The 17,661-nt window shown below is 70.9% G+C and carries 19 protein-coding genes and 1 tRNA gene; 11 read left to right on the top strand and 9 right to left on the bottom strand.

All coding sequences use genetic code 11. The annotated features are described in order from the left end of the window. Positions 1–15: 15 nt before the first annotated feature. Positions 16–1,380, bottom strand: a complete 1,365-nt coding sequence (gene radA, locus FYC51_RS11615) for a DNA repair protein RadA (RefSeq protein WP_148733703.1) — start codon at positions 1,378–1,380, stop codon at positions 16–18. 86 nt (positions 1,381–1,466) lie between these two features. Between radA and FYC51_RS11620 the strand changes: the two genes are divergently transcribed. Continuing rightward, a complete protein-coding gene (locus FYC51_RS11620) occupies positions 1,467–2,672 on the top strand; it encodes a flavin-containing monooxygenase (RefSeq protein WP_148733705.1) in 1,206 nt (401 codons plus the stop codon). 56 nt (positions 2,673–2,728) lie between these two features. On the opposite strand, the gene FYC51_RS11625 is transcribed toward FYC51_RS11620, so the two are convergent. Then, on the bottom strand, positions 2,729–3,508 hold the full coding sequence (locus tag FYC51_RS11625) for an SGNH/GDSL hydrolase family protein (protein WP_238476311.1): 780 nt from the start codon (positions 3,506–3,508) through the stop codon (positions 2,729–2,731). A 145-nt stretch (positions 3,509–3,653) separates the two neighbouring features. Here FYC51_RS11625 and FYC51_RS11630 point away from each other — a divergent pair. The 4 genes from FYC51_RS11630 to FYC51_RS11645 all read left to right on the top strand — a co-directional run bounded on the left by FYC51_RS11630 (position 3,654) and on the right by FYC51_RS11645 (position 6,686). Beyond that, positions 3,654–3,743 (top strand) — tRNA-Ser (locus tag FYC51_RS11630). A 413-nt stretch (positions 3,744–4,156) separates the two neighbouring features. Then, positions 4,157–5,542, top strand: a complete 1,386-nt coding sequence (locus FYC51_RS11635; protein WP_148733707.1) for an FAD-dependent oxidoreductase — start codon at positions 4,157–4,159, stop codon at positions 5,540–5,542. Positions 5,543–5,667: 125 nt separating this feature from the next. Next, entirely contained in the window at positions 5,668–6,003 is a 336-nt protein-coding gene (locus FYC51_RS11640; RefSeq protein ID WP_148733709.1) for an ArsR/SmtB family transcription factor, read from the top strand. After that, positions 6,003–6,686 (top strand): cation efflux transmembrane domain-containing protein, encoded by a 684-nt coding sequence (locus tag FYC51_RS11645; RefSeq protein ID WP_148733711.1) that lies wholly within the window; start codon positions 6,003–6,005, stop codon positions 6,684–6,686. The genes FYC51_RS11640 and FYC51_RS11645 overlap by 1 nt, the downstream gene beginning before the upstream one ends. Positions 6,687–7,007: 321 nt before the next feature. On the opposite strand, the gene trxB is transcribed toward FYC51_RS11645, so the two are convergent. The 4 genes from trxB to FYC51_RS11670 all read right to left on the bottom strand — a co-directional run bounded on the left by trxB (position 7,008) and on the right by FYC51_RS11670 (position 10,780). Beyond that, entirely contained in the window at positions 7,008–8,003 is a 996-nt protein-coding gene (gene trxB, locus FYC51_RS11655) for a thioredoxin-disulfide reductase (protein ID WP_222863244.1), read from the bottom strand. Positions 8,004–8,005: 2 nt separating this feature from the next. Then, on the bottom strand, positions 8,006–8,419 hold the full coding sequence (locus FYC51_RS11660) for an arsenate reductase ArsC (protein ID WP_148733717.1): 414 nt from the start codon (positions 8,417–8,419) through the stop codon (positions 8,006–8,008). Positions 8,420–8,494: 75 nt separating this feature from the next. Further along, positions 8,495–9,382 carry a metalloregulator ArsR/SmtB family transcription factor gene (locus FYC51_RS11665; RefSeq protein ID WP_148733718.1) on the bottom strand — a complete coding sequence of 296 codons (888 nt, stop codon included), beginning with the start codon at positions 9,380–9,382 and terminating at the stop codon, positions 8,495–8,497. Between the two features lie 36 nt (positions 9,383–9,418). Next, positions 9,419–10,780: an NAD(P)-binding domain-containing protein gene (locus FYC51_RS11670; RefSeq protein WP_148733720.1), complete on the bottom strand. Its 1,362-nt coding sequence runs from the start codon at positions 10,778–10,780 to the stop codon at positions 9,419–9,421. A gap of 91 nt (positions 10,781–10,871) precedes the next feature. Between FYC51_RS11670 and FYC51_RS11675 the strand changes: the two genes are divergently transcribed. The 3 genes from FYC51_RS11675 (at position 10,872) to FYC51_RS11685 (ending at position 12,942) form a co-directional block, all read left to right on the top strand. Beyond that, positions 10,872–11,234 carry an ArsR/SmtB family transcription factor gene (locus FYC51_RS11675; protein WP_148733722.1) on the top strand — a complete coding sequence of 121 codons (363 nt, stop codon included), beginning with the start codon at positions 10,872–10,874 and terminating at the stop codon, positions 11,232–11,234. Beyond that, positions 11,231–12,409 carry an MFS transporter gene (locus FYC51_RS11680; protein WP_148733723.1) on the top strand — a complete coding sequence of 393 codons (1,179 nt, stop codon included), beginning with the start codon at positions 11,231–11,233 and terminating at the stop codon, positions 12,407–12,409. Before FYC51_RS11675 ends, FYC51_RS11680 begins: the two co-directional genes overlap by 4 nt. Positions 12,410–12,507: 98 nt before the next feature. Further along, entirely contained in the window at positions 12,508–12,942 is a 435-nt protein-coding gene (locus FYC51_RS11685; protein WP_148733725.1) for a hypothetical protein, read from the top strand. Between the two features lie 60 nt (positions 12,943–13,002). Here FYC51_RS11685 and FYC51_RS11690 read toward each other — a convergent pair whose 3' ends face one another. From FYC51_RS11690 to FYC51_RS11700, 3 genes are read right to left on the bottom strand one after another with little or no spacing between them, the layout of a single operon-like run. Further along, positions 13,003–13,467, bottom strand: coding sequence for a YdeI/OmpD-associated family protein (locus FYC51_RS11690; RefSeq protein WP_148733727.1), 465 nt, complete (start codon positions 13,465–13,467; stop codon positions 13,003–13,005). 49 nt (positions 13,468–13,516) lie between these two features. Next, positions 13,517–14,809 carry a hypothetical protein gene (locus FYC51_RS11695; RefSeq protein WP_148733729.1) on the bottom strand — a complete coding sequence of 431 codons (1,293 nt, stop codon included), beginning with the start codon at positions 14,807–14,809 and terminating at the stop codon, positions 13,517–13,519. Between the two features lie 46 nt (positions 14,810–14,855). Next, the gene (locus FYC51_RS11700; protein ID WP_238476313.1) at positions 14,856–15,938 is read right to left on the bottom strand and encodes a DNA polymerase IV; all 1,083 of its coding nucleotides are present in this window, start codon (positions 15,936–15,938) and stop codon (positions 14,856–14,858) included. A gap of 98 nt (positions 15,939–16,036) precedes the next feature. Between FYC51_RS11700 and FYC51_RS11705 the strand changes: the two genes are divergently transcribed. The 3 genes from FYC51_RS11705 (at position 16,037) to FYC51_RS11715 (ending at position 17,660) form a co-directional block, all read left to right on the top strand. After that, positions 16,037–16,306, top strand: coding sequence for a GlsB/YeaQ/YmgE family stress response membrane protein (locus FYC51_RS11705; RefSeq protein ID WP_148733731.1), 270 nt, complete (start codon positions 16,037–16,039; stop codon positions 16,304–16,306). Positions 16,307–16,443: 137 nt separating this feature from the next. Beyond that, positions 16,444–16,734, top strand: a complete 291-nt coding sequence (locus FYC51_RS19595) for a DUF6412 domain-containing protein (RefSeq protein WP_238476314.1) — start codon at positions 16,444–16,446, stop codon at positions 16,732–16,734. A 221-nt stretch (positions 16,735–16,955) separates the two neighbouring features. After that, positions 16,956–17,660, top strand: coding sequence for a YidC/Oxa1 family membrane protein insertase (locus tag FYC51_RS11715; protein WP_338014699.1), 705 nt, complete (start codon positions 16,956–16,958; stop codon positions 17,658–17,660). Position 17,661: the final 1 nt, after the last annotated feature.

Raw genomic sequence — 17,661 nt, forward strand, 5'->3', positions numbered from 1 at the left:
CCCCGGGGCCGCGCGTCAGAAGGCGGCGTCGAGCTCGCGTTCGCGGCTCGACGCGGACGCCATCATCGCGCGCTCGACGGCGGCGCGCACGCTGCCGGCCTCGACGTCGAGGATGGTCGTGTAGCCGAGGCGGCGTGCCTCGTTGCCGCGTTGCGTCGCCGAGGTGACGGGCCGCACCTCGCCGGCGAGGCTGATCTCGCCGAACGCGGCGAGCTCGTGCGGCACGGCGCGGTCTCGCATGGCCGAGGCGATCGCCACGGCGATGGCGAGGTCGGCGCCCGGTTCGGCGAGCCGCACGCCGCCCACCGTCGAGACGTAGACGTCGTGCTCGCCGAGGCGGCCGAGCCCGGCGCGACGTTCGAGCACGGCGATGATCATGGCCACGCGCGAAGGATCGACGCCGTTCACCACGCGACGAGGCTGCGGCGCCTTCGTCGAGACGACGAGCGCCTGCACCTCGACGGGAAGCGCGCGGCGTCCTTCGAGGGCGACCGTGACGCACGTGCCGCTGACGACGGTGCGCGCTCGGCTGAGGAAGAGACCCGAGGGATCGGGCACCTCGGCGATGCCGTCGCCGGTCATCTCGAAGCATCCGACCTCATCGGTGGGCCCGAACCGGTTCTTGAGCGCCCGCACGAAGCGGAGCGCGGTCTGGCGGTCGCCCTCGAACTGGCAGACGACGTCGACGAGGTGCTCGAGCAGTCGCGGTCCGGCGATCGAGCCGTCTTTGGTGACGTGCCCGACGATGAGCACGGGCAGGCTGCGCTCCTTCGCGACCCGGATGAGCGTCGACGCGACCTCGCGCACCTGGCTCGGCTGGCCGGGGAGACCGTCGGAGAGGGAGCTCGAGACCGTCTGCACCGAGTCGACGATGAGCAGGTCGGGCGCGACCTGGTCGACCTGCCCGAGGATCGTCGCGAGGTCGGTCTCGGCGGCGAGGTAGAGCTCGTCGTGCAGCGCGCCCGTGCGGCCCGCTCGAAGGCGCACCTGCGCGGTGGACTCCTCGGCGCTCACGTAGAGGACGCGCCGGCCGGTCGACGCCACGCGCGCGGCGACCTCGAGCAGCAGCGTGGACTTGCCGACGCCCGGCTCGCCCGAGAGCAGGATGGCGGCGCCCGCGACGATGCCGCCGCCCAGCACGCGATCGAACTCGCCGATGCCGCTGGGCCGGTGCGCGGTGTGCTCGGCCTCGACCTGGGCGATCGGCCGGGCGGCCCGCGCGGCGGTCGGCGTGACCGCCTGCACCGAGCGCACGATGCCGGTCTGCTCGGCGGCGTCGACCACGGTGCCCCACTGCTGGCATTCGGCGCAGCGGCCGACCCACTTGACGGTGCTCCAACCGCACTCGGTGCAACGGAACGCGGAGGTCGGTCGGGCCATGCCCGCAGCCTAGCCGCGGCATCCGACACCGCAGCCGCCCGCACTGGGGTGTCGCCCCGCAGGTCGCACGGGCATACGCTGGCGGCATGTCCGCGGACGTCGACGTCCTGGTGATCGGCGCCGGCCAGGCCGGCCTCGCGGTGAGCCACGAGCTGGGCTCCGCCGGGGTCGAGCACGTCGTCCTCGAGGCGGACCGCATCGCCCGGTCCTGGGCGAGTCGGTGGGACTCGTTCCGCCTCGTCACGCCGAACCACACCGTGCGGTTACCCGGAGGCGAGTACCGGGGCACGGATGCCGCGGGCTTCCTCGCGCGCGACGAGATCGTGACCCACCTCCGCGATTACGCAGCGTCGTTCCACGCTCCCATCGAGGAGGGGCGCCCCGTGACGGCGCTCGTGCAGGAGGACGGCGGATTCCGCGCGGAGACGCCGCTCGGCGGCATCCGTGCCCGGAATGTCGTGGTCTGCACGGGCGCGTACCAGCGCGAGCACCGGCCGCCGTGGGCGTCGGAACTGGCGCAGCGTGTGTACGTGACCGGGCCGGGGGGTTACCGCTCGCCGGACTCGCTGCCCGACGGGCGGGTGCTCGTGATCGGCGGGGGGCAGACGGCCGCACAGCTGACGGAGGAGCTCCACGACGCAGGGCGCGACGTCGCGCTCGCCGCGGGGGCTGCGCCCTCGATGCCGCGGCGGATCGCCGGGCGCGACGCGGTCGACTGGCTGGAGGACTTCGGCTTCTTCGAGCACACGCTCGCCGACATGCCCTCGCCGGCGGTGCGGTTCGCGGCGAACCCGCTCGCCACGGGCGCGCGCGGCGGGCACGACCTCACGCTCCGTACCCTCGCCGCGTCGGGCGTCCCGCTCAGCGGCCGCGTCACGGGCGTCGATGGGGACGAGTTCGTCGTCGCCGACGACCTCGCCGTGTCGGTGGCGGTCGGCGACGAGGCGTACCGGCAGATCTGGGGCGCGGCGATCGCGGTCGCCGAGGCGCAGGGGCTGCCCGCCCTCCCGCCGCTCGACCTGGACGACACGCCGCTCGAGGCCACGGAGCCGCCGCGCGTGTCGGAGCTCGGCGCGGTCGTCGTCGCCTGCGGCTACCGGCCGGCGTACGGCTGGATCCGCATCCCCGACCTGGTCGACGACATGGGATTCCCGGTGCACGAGGGCGGTCGCAGCATCCGTGCGCCCGGCCTGTGGTTCGTGGGCATGCCGTGGCTCTCGCACCGCAAGTCGCCGCTGCTCCTGGGTGTCGGCGAGGATGCCGCGGCGGTCGCTCGGCGGATCGCGGCGTGACGGCCGCGTGGCCTCGACCGGCGCACCGCCGCGCCAGTCGGTCGGCAGAGCTCGGCTCAGGCGACCTCGGCGTGGTCGTGGCCGGCGTCCACGAGGCGGCGGGCGACGAGCGCGAGCAGGGCGGGACGGAAGGCGTCGGCCCAGATGCGGTAGCCGTGGTCGTTCGGGTGGAACATGTCCTCGGCGAACTGCGTCAGGATGCCGCGGAGCCCCTGCCGCTTCGTGAGCTCGTGCAGCGGCACGACCGTGAGCCCGCGCTCGGCGGCGAGCCGGCGGAGGATGCGATTGGCGACGGCGACCTTGCGCTCGTTCTTCGGGAAGTGGAAGCACGGCAGGTCGGCCACGATCGCGTCGCCGGGCACGGCATCGAGGATCGCGCCGACGTTGCGCTCGAAGCGGGCGGGATCCCACTGGGCGATGTCGTTCGCGCCGATCGCGACCGTGACCAGGTCGGGGTGGAGCTTCGCGAGGCGCGGCAGCTGGTCGAGTACGGCGAGCTCGGTGGTCGCGCCCGAGACGCTGAGGTTCACGACGCGCAGCGACCGCCCGGTGAGGTCGCGGATGTCGTCGGCGAGCACGCCGACGTAGCTGCGGTCGGGGCGGCTCGCGCCGATGCCCTGGGCCGCGCTGTCGCCGATCGCGACGTAGAGCATCTCGCCGCGCTCCTTCGCGTGGTCGCGCCACCACTTCGAGTGGATGGGGAGCGTCTCGTTGAGCACGAGCGAGTTCGCGGTCAGCTTCGCGCGGAACCGGCGCCAGCCCACGGCAGCGAGTGCGCCGATGGCGGCGACCGCCCCAGTGGCGATCGCCGGAGCAAGCAGGCGCTTCGACGTCACGTGTGCCGACGGTACCCTCGACGGCTGGATGAGGGCTGGACGTTCGCTGGACGGTAGCGCGGCACGGGTGCTCGTGCGGATGCCGCGACGGCCGCGGCATCCGCTCGTTTTGGCCGTTGCGCGGGAGTCGTCTACTATCGATCCCGGTACCGTGTCCGAGCGGCCGAAGGTGCAACTCTCGAAAAGTTGTGTGGGTTAACGCCCACCGTGGGTTCAAATCCCACCGGTACCGCCACGAAGAACCCCCCGACTCCCGCAGGATTCCGCGGAAGTCTGGGGGGTTCCTTCTCGTTCGAGGGCTCGTGCGGCAACCCTTCAGGCAAGCGGGCGACCGTCGCCCGACGAAACGGACCATTCGATCCGCCGGCGCCGCCGCGCCGAGGGCAGTATGCAGGTGGCTTCCGGCATCGTCGCCCGCTCCCACCGGTCATGGGAGCAGTGGCCACGACCCCGAAGCGACGGCCCTTGCAAATTACATAGACGACGATCTATTCTTTGGCCATGAGAACCGCAGCGCAGAGTCGGCCCTCTTCGTTCCGCTCACCGACAAGCAGACCAGGACCGCGCAGGACGAGCTCGCGAGCCTCGTGGACTGACGCGATCCGGCCCACCCCCCGACCGCCCACCCGCGAACCGAGGAATCCGAACATGCACCTGGTAGCCATCGGCGGGAGCGATGCGGGCATCTCCGCCGCGCTGCGGGCCCGCGAACTCGACCCGACCGTCGACGTCACGGTCGTGGTCGCCGACGCGTATCCGAACTACTCGATCTGCGGCATCCCGTACTACTTCTCCGGCGACGTGCACCCGTGGCAGAGCCTCGCGCACCGAACCCACGCCGACCTGGAAGCCACCGGGATGCAGCTGAGACTGGATACCCTCGCCACCGAGATCGACGTGGCGAGCCGACGGCTCGGCGTCGTCGACGCCACCGGCCGCCCGTCCGTCATCCGGTATGACGAACTCATCGTCGGCACCGGGGCGCTGCCGCAGCACGCGGGCATCGTCGGGCTGGACGACCTCGGACCCGCGGACGGCGTGCACGTCCTCCACTCGATGGGCGACACGTTCGCGCTCGACGACGACCTCATCCGGCGCGAACCCCGCACCGCGATCATCATCGGCGCCGGTTACGTCGGGCTCGAGATGGCCGAAGGATTCAGCGGCCGCGGCATCCACGTGACGCAGCTGCAGCGCGGCCCGGAAGTGCTCTCGACGCTGGACCCCGAACTGTCGTCGATCGTCCGCGCCGAGCTCGTCGCTCACGGAATCGACGTCCACACCGGCACGACCGTGCGGGCGGTCGAGAAGACGGCCGGAGGGTTGGCCGTCCACGCCGAGCAGGAGGGACGGGCGGTCATCCACAGCGCCGAACTCGTGCTGGTGGTCGTCGGCGTGCGACCGAACACGGCGCTCCTCGAGCAGGCCGGGGCGGCACTCGGAGCCGGGAGGGCCGTGGTCGTCGACGAATGGATGCGCACCGGCATCCCCCATGTCTTCGCAGCCGGCGACGGCGTGGTCACCCACCATCGGCTCCTCGGCGTCACCTACCTGCCGCTCGGAACGACCGCGCACAAGCAGGGCCGGATCGCGGGCGAGAACGCGCTCGGCGGGTCGGCGCGCTTCGCCGGATCCGTGGGCACGCAGGTGGTCAAGGTCTTCGACACGGTCGCCGCCCGCACCGGACTCCGCGACCACGAAGCAGCTGCGGCCGGGTTCGCGCCGAGGACGGTGGAGTCCGCCGCCGACGACCACAAGCGCTACTACCCAGGGGCCCAGCCGATCGGCTTCCGCATCACCGGCGACCACCAGACCGGCCGGCTCCTCGGTGCGCAACTGGTCGGGCGTCTCGGCACCGAGACCGCCAAACGCGTCGACACCTACGCGACAGCGCTGTTCGCCGGTCTGACGGTTGACCAGGTCAGCGACCTCGACCTCTCGTACACGCCACCGCTCGGGTCGCCCTGGGATGCCGTCCAGAACGCCACCCAAGCCTGGTCACGAGCCCGCTCGCCGCTGACCGTGACAATCTGAGCGGGCGAGCCACCTGCGCACCAACCGTTCGTCGGTCCACGTTCCGGCGCTTCGGTTCGAACTCCCGCCCCCAGATCCGCGATACACGGTGTCGTTAATTCACAATTCGCTGTACTGTTAGCGCCATGACCACCGCCACCGCGACTGTCACGCACACCGCCGCGCTCGCCCGACTCGGGCACGCCCTCTCGGATCCGACCCGGACAAGCATCCTCCTTGCGCTTCGAGAGGCACCGGCGTACCCGTCCGACCTCGCTGACGCGCTCGGGGTGTCGCGGCAGGTCATGTCGAACCAGCTGGCCTGCCTGCGCGGATGCGGGCTGGTGGAGTCGATTCCCGACGGTCGCCGCACGTGGTACCGCCTCGCGGACCCGCATCTCGCGGATGCACTCGACGACCTCCTGCGCCTCGTGCTGTTCGTCGATCCCGACTGCTGCGAGGGCGAGGGGTGCACCTGCTGATGACCTCGACCTCCACGGTCACCGGCGCTCGCCGTACGATCCTGCATCGTCGCATCCGACTGATCGTCGCCGCGACCATCGGCTACAACGTGATCGAGGCCATCGTGGCGATCACGGCCGGTTCGATCGCGTCGTCGGTCGCGCTGCTCGGCTTCGGGCTGGACTCGACGATCGAGGTGCTCTCGGCCGCAGCGGTGGCGTGGCAGTTCACGCGCCGCGACCCCGAGCGATGGGAACGAGGCACGCTGCGGGTCATCGCGATCGCGTTCTTCGCCCTCGCGGCCTACGTGACCGTTTCCTCGGTGCTCGCCCTCGCCGGCGCCGTCGAGCCCGAGCACAGCACGGTCGGACTGATCCTCACCGCCGTGAGCGTCGCCGTCATGCCGCTCCTGTCAGTCGCCGAACGTCGTGCCGGACGCGAGCTCGGCTCCGCGACCGCCGTCGCGGACTCCAAGCAGACCCTGATCTGCGCGTTCCTGTCCGCCACGGTGCTCGTCGGACTGGTGCTCAACAGCCTCTTCGGCTTGTGGTGGGCCGACCCGATCGCCGGCCTGGTGATCGTCGTCTTCGCCGTCCGCGAGGGCATCGAGGCATGGAAGGGCGACGCCTGCGCGACCTCGGTCGGGATCCTCGAAGAGGGCGAGTCGCACGACCACGATCCCGATCACGATCATGACCACTGAGACCGACCCGGTGACCTCGCCTGGGACGGGGCGTCGTGACGGTGGCGCGCGGATCGAACTCCTCCACATCGCCGACTGTCCGAACTGGGAGGAGACGCTGCGCCTGCTCCGCTCGGCGCTCGACGCGACAGGGCACCGAGCCGTTCCGATCGGAGTGCAGCTGCTCGACTCCCAGGAGGCAGCCGGCGCATGGGCGTTCGCAGGATCGCCGACGATCCTCGTCGACGGGGTCGACCTGTTCCCATCGGCTGGACGAACGCGGTCGCTCGCCTGCCGCGTGTATGCGACGCCCCGGGGATTCTCGGGGCATCCGACGCGGGCTCAGCTCGAGGAGGCGATCGTCTCGAGGATGATCGCCGGCTGCTCCTCGACGGGCGTGGCGAGCCCACGCTCGGCGAGGTAGTGCTCGGCATCGAGCGCGGCAGCGCAGCCCGTGCCCGCAGCGGTGACGGCCTGTCGGTAGCGTTTGTCGACGAGATCGCCGCACGCGAAGACACCCTCGACGTTCGTGTGGGTCGACGGATGCCGCACCCGCACGTACCCGTCCGCGTCGAGTTCGACCTGGCCGGCGACGAGCTCGCTGCGGGGATCGTGACCGATCGCGATGAACAGTCCGGTCGCCTCGAGCGCGGTCTCGGCGCCGGTCACCGTGTCGCGGAGCTGGAGGCGCTCGACACCGTCGGCGCCCTCGACCGCTGCGACCTCCGCATTCCAGTACGGCCGGATCTTGGGGTTCGACAGGGCACGTTCCTGCATGATGCGGGAACCGCGCAGCGAGTCTCGCCGGTGCACGAGCGTCACCGAGTCCGCGAAACGGGTGAGGAACATGGCTTCCTCGAGGGCCGAGTCGCCACCGCCCACGACGGCGATGTGCTTTCCCTTGAAGAAGAATCCGTCGCAGGTCGCACACCAGGAGACGCCGCGGCCGGTGAGACGTTCTTCGCCCTCGACGCCGAGCCTGCGGTAGGCGGAGCCCATCGCGAGCACGACCGCGTGCGCACGGTACTCGACGCCGTTGATGGTGCGGATGGACTTCACGTCGGCGGCCAGGTCGACCTCGGTCGCGTCGTCGTAGACGATCCGAGCGCCGAAGCGTTCGGCTTGGGCACGCATCTGCTCCATGAGGTCGGGGCCCATGATGCCGTCGCTGAATCCCGGGTAGTTCTCCACCTCGGTGGTCGTCACGAGTGCTCCGCCGGCTTCGACCGAGCTCGCGAGGACGACGGGCGCCAGTCCGGCGCGAGCGAGGTAGAGCGCCGCGGTGTAGCCGGAGGGGCCGGAGCCGATGACGACGACGTTCTCGATGCCCATGCTCATGCTCATGCGCGTGCGGGAAGGAGCTCGCCCACCAGCTCGGTCACCCGTCGCTTGATCTCGTCTCGGATGGGGCGCACCGCGTCGATGCCCTGACCGGCGGGGTCGTCGAGCTCCCAGTCCTCGTACCGCTTGCCGGGAAAGATGGGGCAGGCGTCGCCGCACCCCATCGTGATCACGACGTCGGACTCCTTGACGGCATCGACGGTGAGGATCTTGGGCGTGTTGCCGGTGATGTCGATCCCGTCCTCGGCCATGGCCTCCACGGCGACGGGATTGATCACGTCCTTCGGCTCCGAGCCGGCGGAGCGGACCTCGATGCGGCCGGCGCCCAGCTCGCGGAGGTATCCGGCGGCCATCTGGGAACGGCCGGCGTTGTGGACGCAGACGAACAGGACGGAGGGCTTGTCGGTGGTCATGCCTGAATAATAGACGACAATCTATGATTGTGCCAACGCGGACTCCGCTGGTCTCGGTGTCCTCGAAGTCGGTGATCAGAGGGTGGCGAGGAGGTCGCGAACCCGACGATCGATGTCGTCGCGGATCTCGCGGACGTCCGCGATCGGCCGACCGACCGGATCGTCGAGATCCCAGTCCAGGTAACGGCGTCCGGGGTAGATCGGGCATGCGTCCCCGCAGCCCATCGTGATCACCACGTCGGCAGCACGGACGACCTCATCGGTCAGTGGCTTCGGGTACTCGCCGCCCAGGGGGACTCCGACCTCGTCCAACGCGGCGAGGATCGTCCCACGGACCTCCCCGGCGGGTTCGGATCCAGCGGTCCGGACGTGCACGCGGTCACCGGCCAGGTGGCGCAGGATCGCGGACGCCATCTGCGAACGTCCGGCGTTCTGCACGCACACGAAGAGCACTTCGGGGACCCCATCGGCGGGCCGCTCGTCCTCATGGGCGAGGGCGTCGAGGCGGTCGGCGGCGAACGCTGCGGCATACGACGGCAGATGGCGCCCGGCGTCGGGGCGCGCCGCGAGCAGGTCGTAGCTCTCCCGCACGTACTGCTCGATCGTCTCGCGGCCGAAGGTGCCTGCGAACCGGAACGCCAGGTTGTCGATGATCTGGTCGAGGCTGCTGTCGAGCGGACCCGATGCATCCTCGGTTCGAAGGATCGCTGCGAGCCGGTCGATCCGACCCGAGGGGATCGAGTACCACGTGCGACGGCCGTCGGGCTCCTTCTCGACCAGCCCCTCGTCGAGCAGCGCCTTGAGGTGATGGCTGACCGTCGGCTGCCGGAGCTCCAGTTCCTCCGCGAGGCGACCGGTCAGAACGCGCCCGTCGGGCGCCTCGAGGATCGAGCGGAGGATGCTCGCGCGCGTGGGGTCGGCAACGATCCTCAGCTCGCGCGAGGCCTCCGCGGTGGCATCCATAGATCGAAGTCTATGCCACCCGGGTCGCTCGCCGGCTCAGCTGCAGCAGCCCGATTGCGCCGTGCCCGCGTCGCCTGCGTCCGTTGCGCACGAGGCGGCGCCATCTGCGGGCAGGCTGGTCGAGCACACGCCGGTCGCCGGCAGCTCGAGCGCGAGGCGGCTGGCCGCGGCGACATCGCCGGCGATCCACGCCGTGATCGAGCGGACCTGCTCGTATCCGGTGGCGAGCAGGAAGGTCGGAGCGCGACCGTAGCTCTTCATCCCGGCGAGGAAGAAGTTCGGCTCGGGGTGCTGCAGCTCGGCGAAGCCGTGCGGTTCGACCGTGCCGCACGTGTGCACGTTGGGATCGATGAGCGGCGCGAGGCGCTTGGGCGCCTCGACGATGTCGTCGAGTTCGAGGCGGATCTCGCGGAGCATGTCGAGGTCGGGTCGGAATCCGGTGGCGTTCACGACGAGGTCGGTCTCGTGCTCGACGAGGTCGTCGCCGCGCAGGCCGTAGAGGCGCACGCCGTCGTCGGTGCGGCCCAGGCGGATGGTCTCGAACCGGTCGACGACCTCGATCCGGCCGGCGTGCACCAGCGCGTCCACTCGTCGTCCGATGGAGGCGCGTGCGGCGAGGCCGTCGTCGTCGGAGGTGGTCACGCGCACGGCGCTCGCATTGCGGATGAGCCAGGTGATCCGCGTGCCGGGCACCTGCTCTGCGAGCTCGGCGAGTGCCAGGAGGGTGTTGGCGGCGGAGTGTCCGGCGCCGACCACGGTCGTGTGGCGTCCGGCGAATCGGGAGCGTTCCCGCCCGAGGACGTCGGGCAGCGCGTGGCTGACCCGATCGGCGACGTCGGGAAGGCCGAGCGGCTCGAGCCCGGACGAGGCGAGGCTGTTCGGGTGATCGTAGGTGCCGGAGGCGTCGATGACCGCGCGGGCGGTGATCTCCTCGACTCCGTCGGCGCTGCGGACTCGGAGCAGGAACGGCGTGGAGGACCGGCGTGCGGTCCGCGTTCGGTCCATGCCCTGCCGCGTGATCGCGTCGACCGTGACGCCGGTGCGGATGCGGGATCGGATGGGCTCGAGTGCGGCGAGCGGTTCGAGGTACTGCTCGACCAGCTGCGCACCGGTGGGGAGGCTCTCGGGCGCCGGCACCTCCCACCCGGTCGCTGCCAGCAGCTCCCGCGAGGCGGGGTCGACGACGTGCTTCCACGGCGAGAACAGGCGCGTGTGGCCCCATTGACGGATGCTGCTGGCGACGTCGTCACCCGCTTCGAAGATCACGAAGTCGATGCCTCGTTGCACGAGGTTCGCTGCTGTGGCCAGGCCGATCGGGCCGGCGCCGACGATCGCGACGGGAAGGGCGTCGAGGCTGCGCTCGCGCAGGCTCGGGACGGTGAGGTCGACCAGGGTCATGATCGGGGAGCCTCCAATGGCATCGATGAACTTCGATATTGAGTGTGGACAGTTCATCGACGTTTGTCAATATTCAGTTTAGGATGGCGTCATGACGACGACGCTGCTTCCGGTGATCCAGCCCGACCTCGAGGCCTGCTGCACGCCGCTGACCCGCGAGGCGATCGACGTCGAGCGCGCGGAGGACCTTGCGCGGAAGCTCAAGGCCCTCGCCGATCCGACCCGGCTGCGTCTCGTGTCGATCGTCGCGGCATCCGAGGGCGAGGAAGCCTGCGTCTGCGATCTCATCGAACCGGTCGGGCTGAGCCAGCCCACCGTGTCGCATCACCTGAAGATCCTCATGGAGGCCGGGTTCTTGTCCCGCAGCAAGCGCGGCACCTGGGCCTACTACAAGCTCGTGCCCGGCGCACTCGGCCAGCTCTCGCAACTGCTCGACGTCACTGCGTCACGGTGACCACCGTCTCGACCAGGCGGCACCGGCTCGGAGTCCGGCTCGGTGCGCTGTCGGTCGGGCAGGTCGTCAGCTGGGGCATCCTCTACTACGCCCTGATCGTCGCCGCGCCCGCCATCGCGGATGAGACCGGCTGGACGCTCCCCGCGATCACACTGGCCTTCTCCGCAGGGCTCATCGTCTCGGCGCTCTCGGGCATCCTCGTCGGCCGGTGGCTGGACCATCGCGGGCCCAGGCTCATCATGACCGCGGGCGCGCTCATCGGTGCCGTCGGACTGGTCGTCGTGAGCGCGGCGCCGAACCTCCTCGTCTTCACGGTCGGATGGCTCGTCTGCGGACTCGCGCAGTCCGCGGTGCTCTACCAAGCCGCGTTCACCGTGATCACGCGCCGTCACGGCGATGGACGGCGCCGCGCGATGACGATCCTCACCCTCGCCGGCGGTCTCGCGTCGACGGTGTTCGCGCCGATCGTCGCCGGACTGCTGACCCGGCTCGACTGGCGGGCGACCTTCCTCGTGCTCGCGATCCTGCTCCTCGTGCTGACCGTGCCGCTGCACTGGTTCTTCCTCGAGCACGACTGGACGCCGCTGCCGCCGCCGCATCCCGACGAGCACGTCCATCACGTCGCATCCGTGGTTCGGACTCGGCGGTTCTGGGCGCTGGAGCTCTCGATGCTCTCACTCGCGATCGCGCTGTTCAGCGTGACGCTCGCCGTGATCCCGCTCTACATGGAGAAGGGCCTCTCGTACGAACTCGCGGCCTGGGCGCTCGGACTGCTCGGGGCCGGACAGGTCATCGGTCGACTGGTCTACGTGGTGCTGCCGCACCGCAGCGCACCGTGGGTGCCGCTCGCGACGACCTCGGGCTTCGCGGTCGTGCTGCTCGGCCTGATGGCGCTCGTGCCCGGACCGCCATGGCTGCTCATCGCGATCGGGATGGCCGCAGGAGCCGTCCGAGGGGCGCAGACGCTCGTCCAGGGTTCAGCCGTCGCCGACCGCTGGGGAACGCGGAATTACGGATCGATCAATGGCGTGTTCGCCGCGCCGATCACGGCGATCACCGCGCTCGGGCCGGCGCTCGGACCGGTCGTCGCAGCCGGGGTCGGGAGCTACGCGGCCATGGCGCTCATCATGGCCGGCTTCGGTGCGGTCGCACTCGTGTCGGCGCGATTCTCGTGAGCCGGGGCCTTCGTCGTCGACGTCGCGGGACCTCCGCTGTCAACGGGGAGCGTCGTGATGCCTCGGCATCGTAGCGTTGAGAGGTCGAAAGGAGCACGATGCGACCTCACCCGCTCGGCCTCGTCGCGATCGTCGTGGCGTTCACGATGACCGCCTGTTCGCCGGCGTACGACGCGGAGACGCGCGACGGCCTGCGCGAACACGTCGTCACCGTCAGCGAGGCGAGCGCCGCGGGGGACTGGCAGGCGGCCATCGATGAACTCGACGTGATGACCGCCGAGCTCGCCACGGCGCGCGAGGACGGCAGGGTCGACGACGATCGCTTCGAGGCGATCGTCGGAGCCATGGAACTCGTACGCCTCGATCTGGAGGCCGCGATCGCCGCGGCCGCCGATGAGGCGGAGCGCCAGCGGCTCATCGAGGAGCAGGCCCGGCTGCAGCAGCAGATCGAAGAGCTCCAGGACCAGGGCGACGACAAGGGCGAGAAGGGCAAGGGCGACAAGGGGGACAAGGAGAAGGACGACGACCGGTGAGCTCGCGTCGGCGAGGGCGCCGCGATCCTCCGCACCGGCGCCGGCGCCGGCGCCGCGCGCCTACGGCCGCTCCTTGCGCCCGTCCTGCAGGCTCCTGACCATCTCCGCGATGCGCACGGCGCGCTGCTCGGGCTTGCGCTTCGTCGAGTTGATCCAGCGCAGCCAGGCCCTGCGGTAGAACTGCGCGAGCGAATCGAAGAACGCCGCGGCATCCGGAGCCTCGTCGAGCGCCGCCGCCACGTCGGGCGCGAGGTCGGAACGCTGCGGTCCCTCAGGCTCGAGCACGACCTCGACCTCGGAGCCATCGCGCAGGGGAAGGCGCGTCCATGTGGGTCCGAGCGTGATGCTCGGCCCGTCGTCGTGCTTCTCGATGTTGCCGCGCATCGAGCAGCCGGCGATCGATCCGCGCACCGGGTGACGTGGCTTCACGCCCCACACCTCGTCGGGGTCGAACGGGATCGTCACGATCGTGCGCCCGCGCCGGTCGATCACGACCGACGTGCGGAAGCGCTGCTGCGTGCCCATGGTCGTAGCCTGCCACGCCCGACGTCGAACGAGAACGGGCGGCGGATTGTCACCAGTGGAACCCGCCCCAGTGATGTCCGTGGTGGTGGTCGAGCAGGTGGCCGGCCTTGGTCTCCGAGATGCGTTCCCCCGGTGCCCTCCGCGCATGGAAGAGCGCATAGCCCGACAGGATCAGCAGGCCCCAGGTCGGTGCCACCGAATCCAGGTGGGCGAGCATGCCGAAGAAGAGTCCCACCAGGGTGGCCGTGATGCCCAGCACGACCTGGCAGAAGACCACGACCTCGATGTCGTCCTCCTCTCCGAGGTTGAGGTACATCCACGTCGACCGCGTGCTCGAGGTCGCCGCCCCTCCGGCCGCGGCGAGCGTGATGACGACGCCGCTCAGGATCGGCATGCCCTCGACGCCGCCGTAGTCCGTGATGAGCGCGGTGATCCCTGCGGTGACACCCAGCGCCGCGGCCGTCAGCAGGAGTCCCCGGATCGTCGCCCGGTGTCGACTCAGCGTCCACAGCGCGGTGAACAGGAGGCTCCCGACCGCGGTGAGCGCGACGATGTCGTGCAGGGCCTCGGATTCCTGCCCGTGCAGGGTCGCGCCGTGCACGCTGTAGAAGCTCGTTCCGAGGGAGATCGAGAGGAACAGGATCTGGGTGATGAGGAACTCCCGGACCCAGGGGTACTTGCGATCGGGTCGGGCGCGAAGCGCCGCGAGGATGCCGACCGGTCGGTGCCGGACGGCCGGACCGGATGCCGTCGGGCGGATGGGCAGGAGCGCGAGGGCCGCGACGACCATCGCCGTGACGCCGACCCACAGGAGCGTCACGTGGGCGTCCTTGCCCGTCGGGTCGAGGAACAGCGCGCCCATCACGACCGTGATCGCCAGCGTGAGGATGGAGCCGCCGGTGCTCTGCACGACGCTGATGGCCGACTTCTGCGACGGTGCCAGCGAGGAGGACATCACCTCGACCACGGCGATCGACGCCACGCCCGCCAGCACGCCGAGCACGGCGGCGACGATCCAGAGCGTGTTCAGCCACACCTCGTCGACCACAGCGATCGCGATGCCCGTGATCGCGAACACGGTCGCGATCAGGATGAGGATCAGCGCGAGCGACCGCGAGACGGAACGCAGCCCCAGGACGCGCGGCGCCAGGACCACCCCGAGCAGGTTGGCCGCCGTGTAGGTGGGGAAGATCAGCGCGGCGGCGAAGGCGCTCCCGCCGAATGCGATGCAGATGAACGGGAGCACCACGGCGACGGCCGTGAGCTGGTTCGCGACCGCGAAGCTCACGCTCTCCGTGGCCGCGGCGATGAAGTTCCGCCGTGTGGATGGCGTGCTCACCACGGCACCACGGTACAAGCCATGGGACGCATACCGGGCCGCACCACGCTCACCACCCGCCGCGCGTCGGCGTGTGTCCCGCGCGCGCATCCTCGGGCATCGCCATCTCGGCGCGGAGCCCGAGCAGCCGGATCGGGCGACCGGGCTCGATCCGGTCGGCGGCGAGCTGCAGGACCCGGCCCAGCACGTCGTCGCGATCGGAGGACGAGGGGACTCGACGCTGGTAGGTCTTGGTGATGAACGGCGCATATCGCACCTTCAGCGTGAGGCCGATCACCGGCCGGCCCTCCGCGGCGACGTCGTCGAGCACCCGCGCTGCGAGTTCGCGCAGCGCGGCCTCCACCTCGGCGGGGTCGGCGAGGTCCTGCTGGTAGGTCGTCTCGCGGCTGTGCCCGCGGGCGACCCAGGGCGTGTCGTCGACCTCGCGCGCGCCCTCGCCGCGTCCGAGCAACGCGTACCACGGGCCCATGCGCGGGCCGAACTCCTCGATCATGGGCGCCGGACGCGCCGCCGCGAGCTCCGCCACGGTGGTGATCCCGAGCTTCGCGAGCCGCGCCGAGATGCGCGAGCCGACGCCCCACAGGTCGATCGTCGGCCGGTCGCCCATGACCTCGAGCCAGTTCTCGGCAGTGAGCCGGAACACCCCGCGCGGCTTGCCGAAGCCCGTGGCCACCTTGGCGCGCACGAGCGTGTCGCCGATGCCGACGGTGCAGTGCAGCCGCGTCCGCTCGAGCACGTCCTGCTGCAGTCGCCGTGCGTACGCCTCGGGGTCGTCGGTCTCCACGCCCACGAAGGCCTCGTCCCAGCCGAGCACCTGCACGGTCGCTCCGGGCTGCTGGCGCAGCGTCGCCATCACGGCCTCGGATGCCGCGAGGTAGTGCTCCGCGTCGACGGGCAGGATCACGGCATCGGGTGCCTTCCGCGCGGCGAGGCGGAGCGGCATCCCCGAGCCGACGCCGAACTCGCGCGCCTCGTAGGACGCGGTCGAGACGACGGCCCGCTCGGACGGGTCGCCGCGGCCGCCCACGATCACGGGCTTGCCTGCGAGCTCGGGACGCCGCAGCACCTCGACCGCCGCGATGAACTGGTCGAGGTCGACGTGCAGCACCCACGGGCGCTCGTGATCCCCCATCCAGTCCAGATAGCGCCATTCCGCCCGACTGCGCAACCTCTTGCACCGAGATGCCTGCACGGAGGAGATTGTGATCACCCAAGATCGAAGGAGCGCACATGAGTTTCCTCGCATTTCTCGTCCTCGGCCTCATCGCCGGCGCGATCGCCAAGCTGATCCTGCCCGGCAAGCAGGGCGGGGGCTGGTTCATGACCTTGCTGCTCGGGGTCGTCGGCGCACTGCTCGGCGGCTGGCTCGGCAGCCTGATCCTCAACCGTCCGCTGACGGAGTTCTGGGACCTGGGCACGTGGCTGCTCGCCATCGGCGGCTCGATCATCGTGCTGCTGATCTGGGGGCTCATCACGCGCAACCGCACCCGCACCACCTGAGCGGGCGAACCCCGATCCGAGCGGATGACGCGACCGCGCGTCATCCGCTCGATCGCGTTCGAGAGGTGTTCCCGCCGGGAGTGGCGGCGCAGCCGCGAGTGCTAGCGTGAGGGCGAGACGCACGGGAGGAGGCCGAGGTGGAGCTGCTCGTCATGCTGCTGCGCCAGGTGCAGGCCTCGCTCGACATCGCCGTGGCGTCGAACCCGCAGGTCACCGTGATCCTGCTGGGCGTGCTCGGCGCGGCCGCCGTGGTCCTCGTGGCCGCCGCGTGGAGCTCGGTGCCCGCGCTCGTCGCCGCCGACCAGAGCGGCGCTGCCACGCGACTGCGGCAGACGGCCGATCCCGGCACGCTGCTCGCGCAGAGCGACCCCGACGCGGCGGGGCGTCCGCGACCCAGGGCGCCCGGACGCGGCATCCCGGCCGCGTAACCGCACCGACCATCGACGACCCTGCCCGGCAGGGTGCACGGTCGACCCCGCTGTTCCGCGGCCAGACGGATCCCGCATCCCTCCGACCGTTTGGAACACCTCATGGACTTCTACGCCTTCCCGCCCATCGCCGCGGTGCTCGACGGCGCCCACGCCCTGCTCATGGGCTCGCCGACCTGCTCCAGCCGCTCGTCGGCGTCTCGAGCGCCGCAGCCGCGATCGTGCTCGTCACGCTCCTCGTGCGCGCCGCGCTCATCCCCGTCGGCGTCTCGCAGGCGAAGGCCGAGCGCACCCGCGCCCGCCTCGCGCCGAAACTCGCCGAGCTGCGCCGGAAGCACGGCAGCGACCCCGAACGCCTCCAGCGCGAGACGATGGCGCTGTACTCCGACGAGGGCGCCTCGCCGTTCGCCGGCTGCCTGCCGATGCTCGTGCAGGCGCCGATCGTCGGCGTGATCTACGCGCTCTTCATCCTGCCGACCATCGCCGGTCACCCGAACGCCCTGCTCGACCACACCGTGTTCGGCGTGCCGCTCGGATCGAGCCTCGCGGGCGAGCTCGCGGCCGGCACCCTCACGCCCGGGACGCTCGCCGTCTACGCCTCGGTGGTCGTCGCCATCGCGCTCGTCGGTGAGGTGACGCGGCGCGTCTTCCGACCGCAGTTGCCGGATGCCGCGCCCGCCGCTACGACCTCACCGGCTGGTGGCTCCGACACTGCCTCGAAGAACGGAGCAGTGTCGGAGCCGCTCGCCGCCCTCTCGTCGGCCGGCATGCAGCGCGCGCTCGGGCTGCTGCAGTTCATCACGGCGGTGATCGCGGTGTTCGTGCCGCTCGCGGCCGCGCTGTACCTGTTCGTCACGGTCGCGTGGACGCTCGGCCAGCGCGCGGTGCTCCGCCGGGCGTATCCGCCGCTGCCGCTGCCGGCCTGAC

It is taken from the genome of Agromyces mariniharenae (genome assembly GCF_008122505.1).
GTDB classification, from domain to species: Bacteria; Actinomycetota; Actinomycetes; order Actinomycetales; family Microbacteriaceae; genus Agromyces; species Agromyces mariniharenae.

Excerpts from the sequence above, each read along its gene's own strand:
- radA (WP_148733703.1), bottom strand. The coding sequence starts at position 1,380 with ATGGCCCGACCGACCTCCGCGTTCCGTTGCACCGAGTGCGGTTGGAGC.
- FYC51_RS11620 (WP_148733705.1), top strand. The coding sequence starts at position 1,467 with ATGTCCGCGGACGTCGACGTCCTGGTGATCGGCGCCGGCCAGGCCGGC.
- FYC51_RS11635 (WP_148733707.1), top strand. The coding sequence starts at position 4,157 with ATGCACCTGGTAGCCATCGGCGGGAGCGATGCGGGCATCTCCGCCGCG.
- FYC51_RS11640 (WP_148733709.1), top strand. The coding sequence starts at position 5,668 with ATGACCACCGCCACCGCGACTGTCACGCACACCGCCGCGCTCGCCCGA.
- FYC51_RS11645 (WP_148733711.1), top strand. The coding sequence starts at position 6,003 with ATGACCTCGACCTCCACGGTCACCGGCGCTCGCCGTACGATCCTGCAT.
- trxB (WP_222863244.1), bottom strand. The coding sequence starts at position 8,003 with ATGAGCATGGGCATCGAGAACGTCGTCGTCATCGGCTCCGGCCCCTCC.
- FYC51_RS11660 (WP_148733717.1), bottom strand. The coding sequence starts at position 8,419 with ATGACCACCGACAAGCCCTCCGTCCTGTTCGTCTGCGTCCACAACGCC.
- FYC51_RS11665 (WP_148733718.1), bottom strand. The coding sequence starts at position 9,382 with ATGGATGCCACCGCGGAGGCCTCGCGCGAGCTGAGGATCGTTGCCGAC.
- FYC51_RS11670 (WP_148733720.1), bottom strand. The coding sequence starts at position 10,780 with ATGACCCTGGTCGACCTCACCGTCCCGAGCCTGCGCGAGCGCAGCCTC.
- FYC51_RS11675 (WP_148733722.1), top strand. The coding sequence starts at position 10,872 with ATGACGACGACGCTGCTTCCGGTGATCCAGCCCGACCTCGAGGCCTGC.
- FYC51_RS11685 (WP_148733725.1), top strand. The coding sequence starts at position 12,508 with ATGCGACCTCACCCGCTCGGCCTCGTCGCGATCGTCGTGGCGTTCACG.
- FYC51_RS11690 (WP_148733727.1), bottom strand. The coding sequence starts at position 13,467 with ATGGGCACGCAGCAGCGCTTCCGCACGTCGGTCGTGATCGACCGGCGC.
- FYC51_RS11700 (WP_238476313.1), bottom strand. The coding sequence starts at position 15,938 with ATGGGGGATCACGAGCGCCCGTGGGTGCTGCACGTCGACCTCGACCAG.
- FYC51_RS11705 (WP_148733731.1), top strand. The coding sequence starts at position 16,037 with ATGAGTTTCCTCGCATTTCTCGTCCTCGGCCTCATCGCCGGCGCGATC.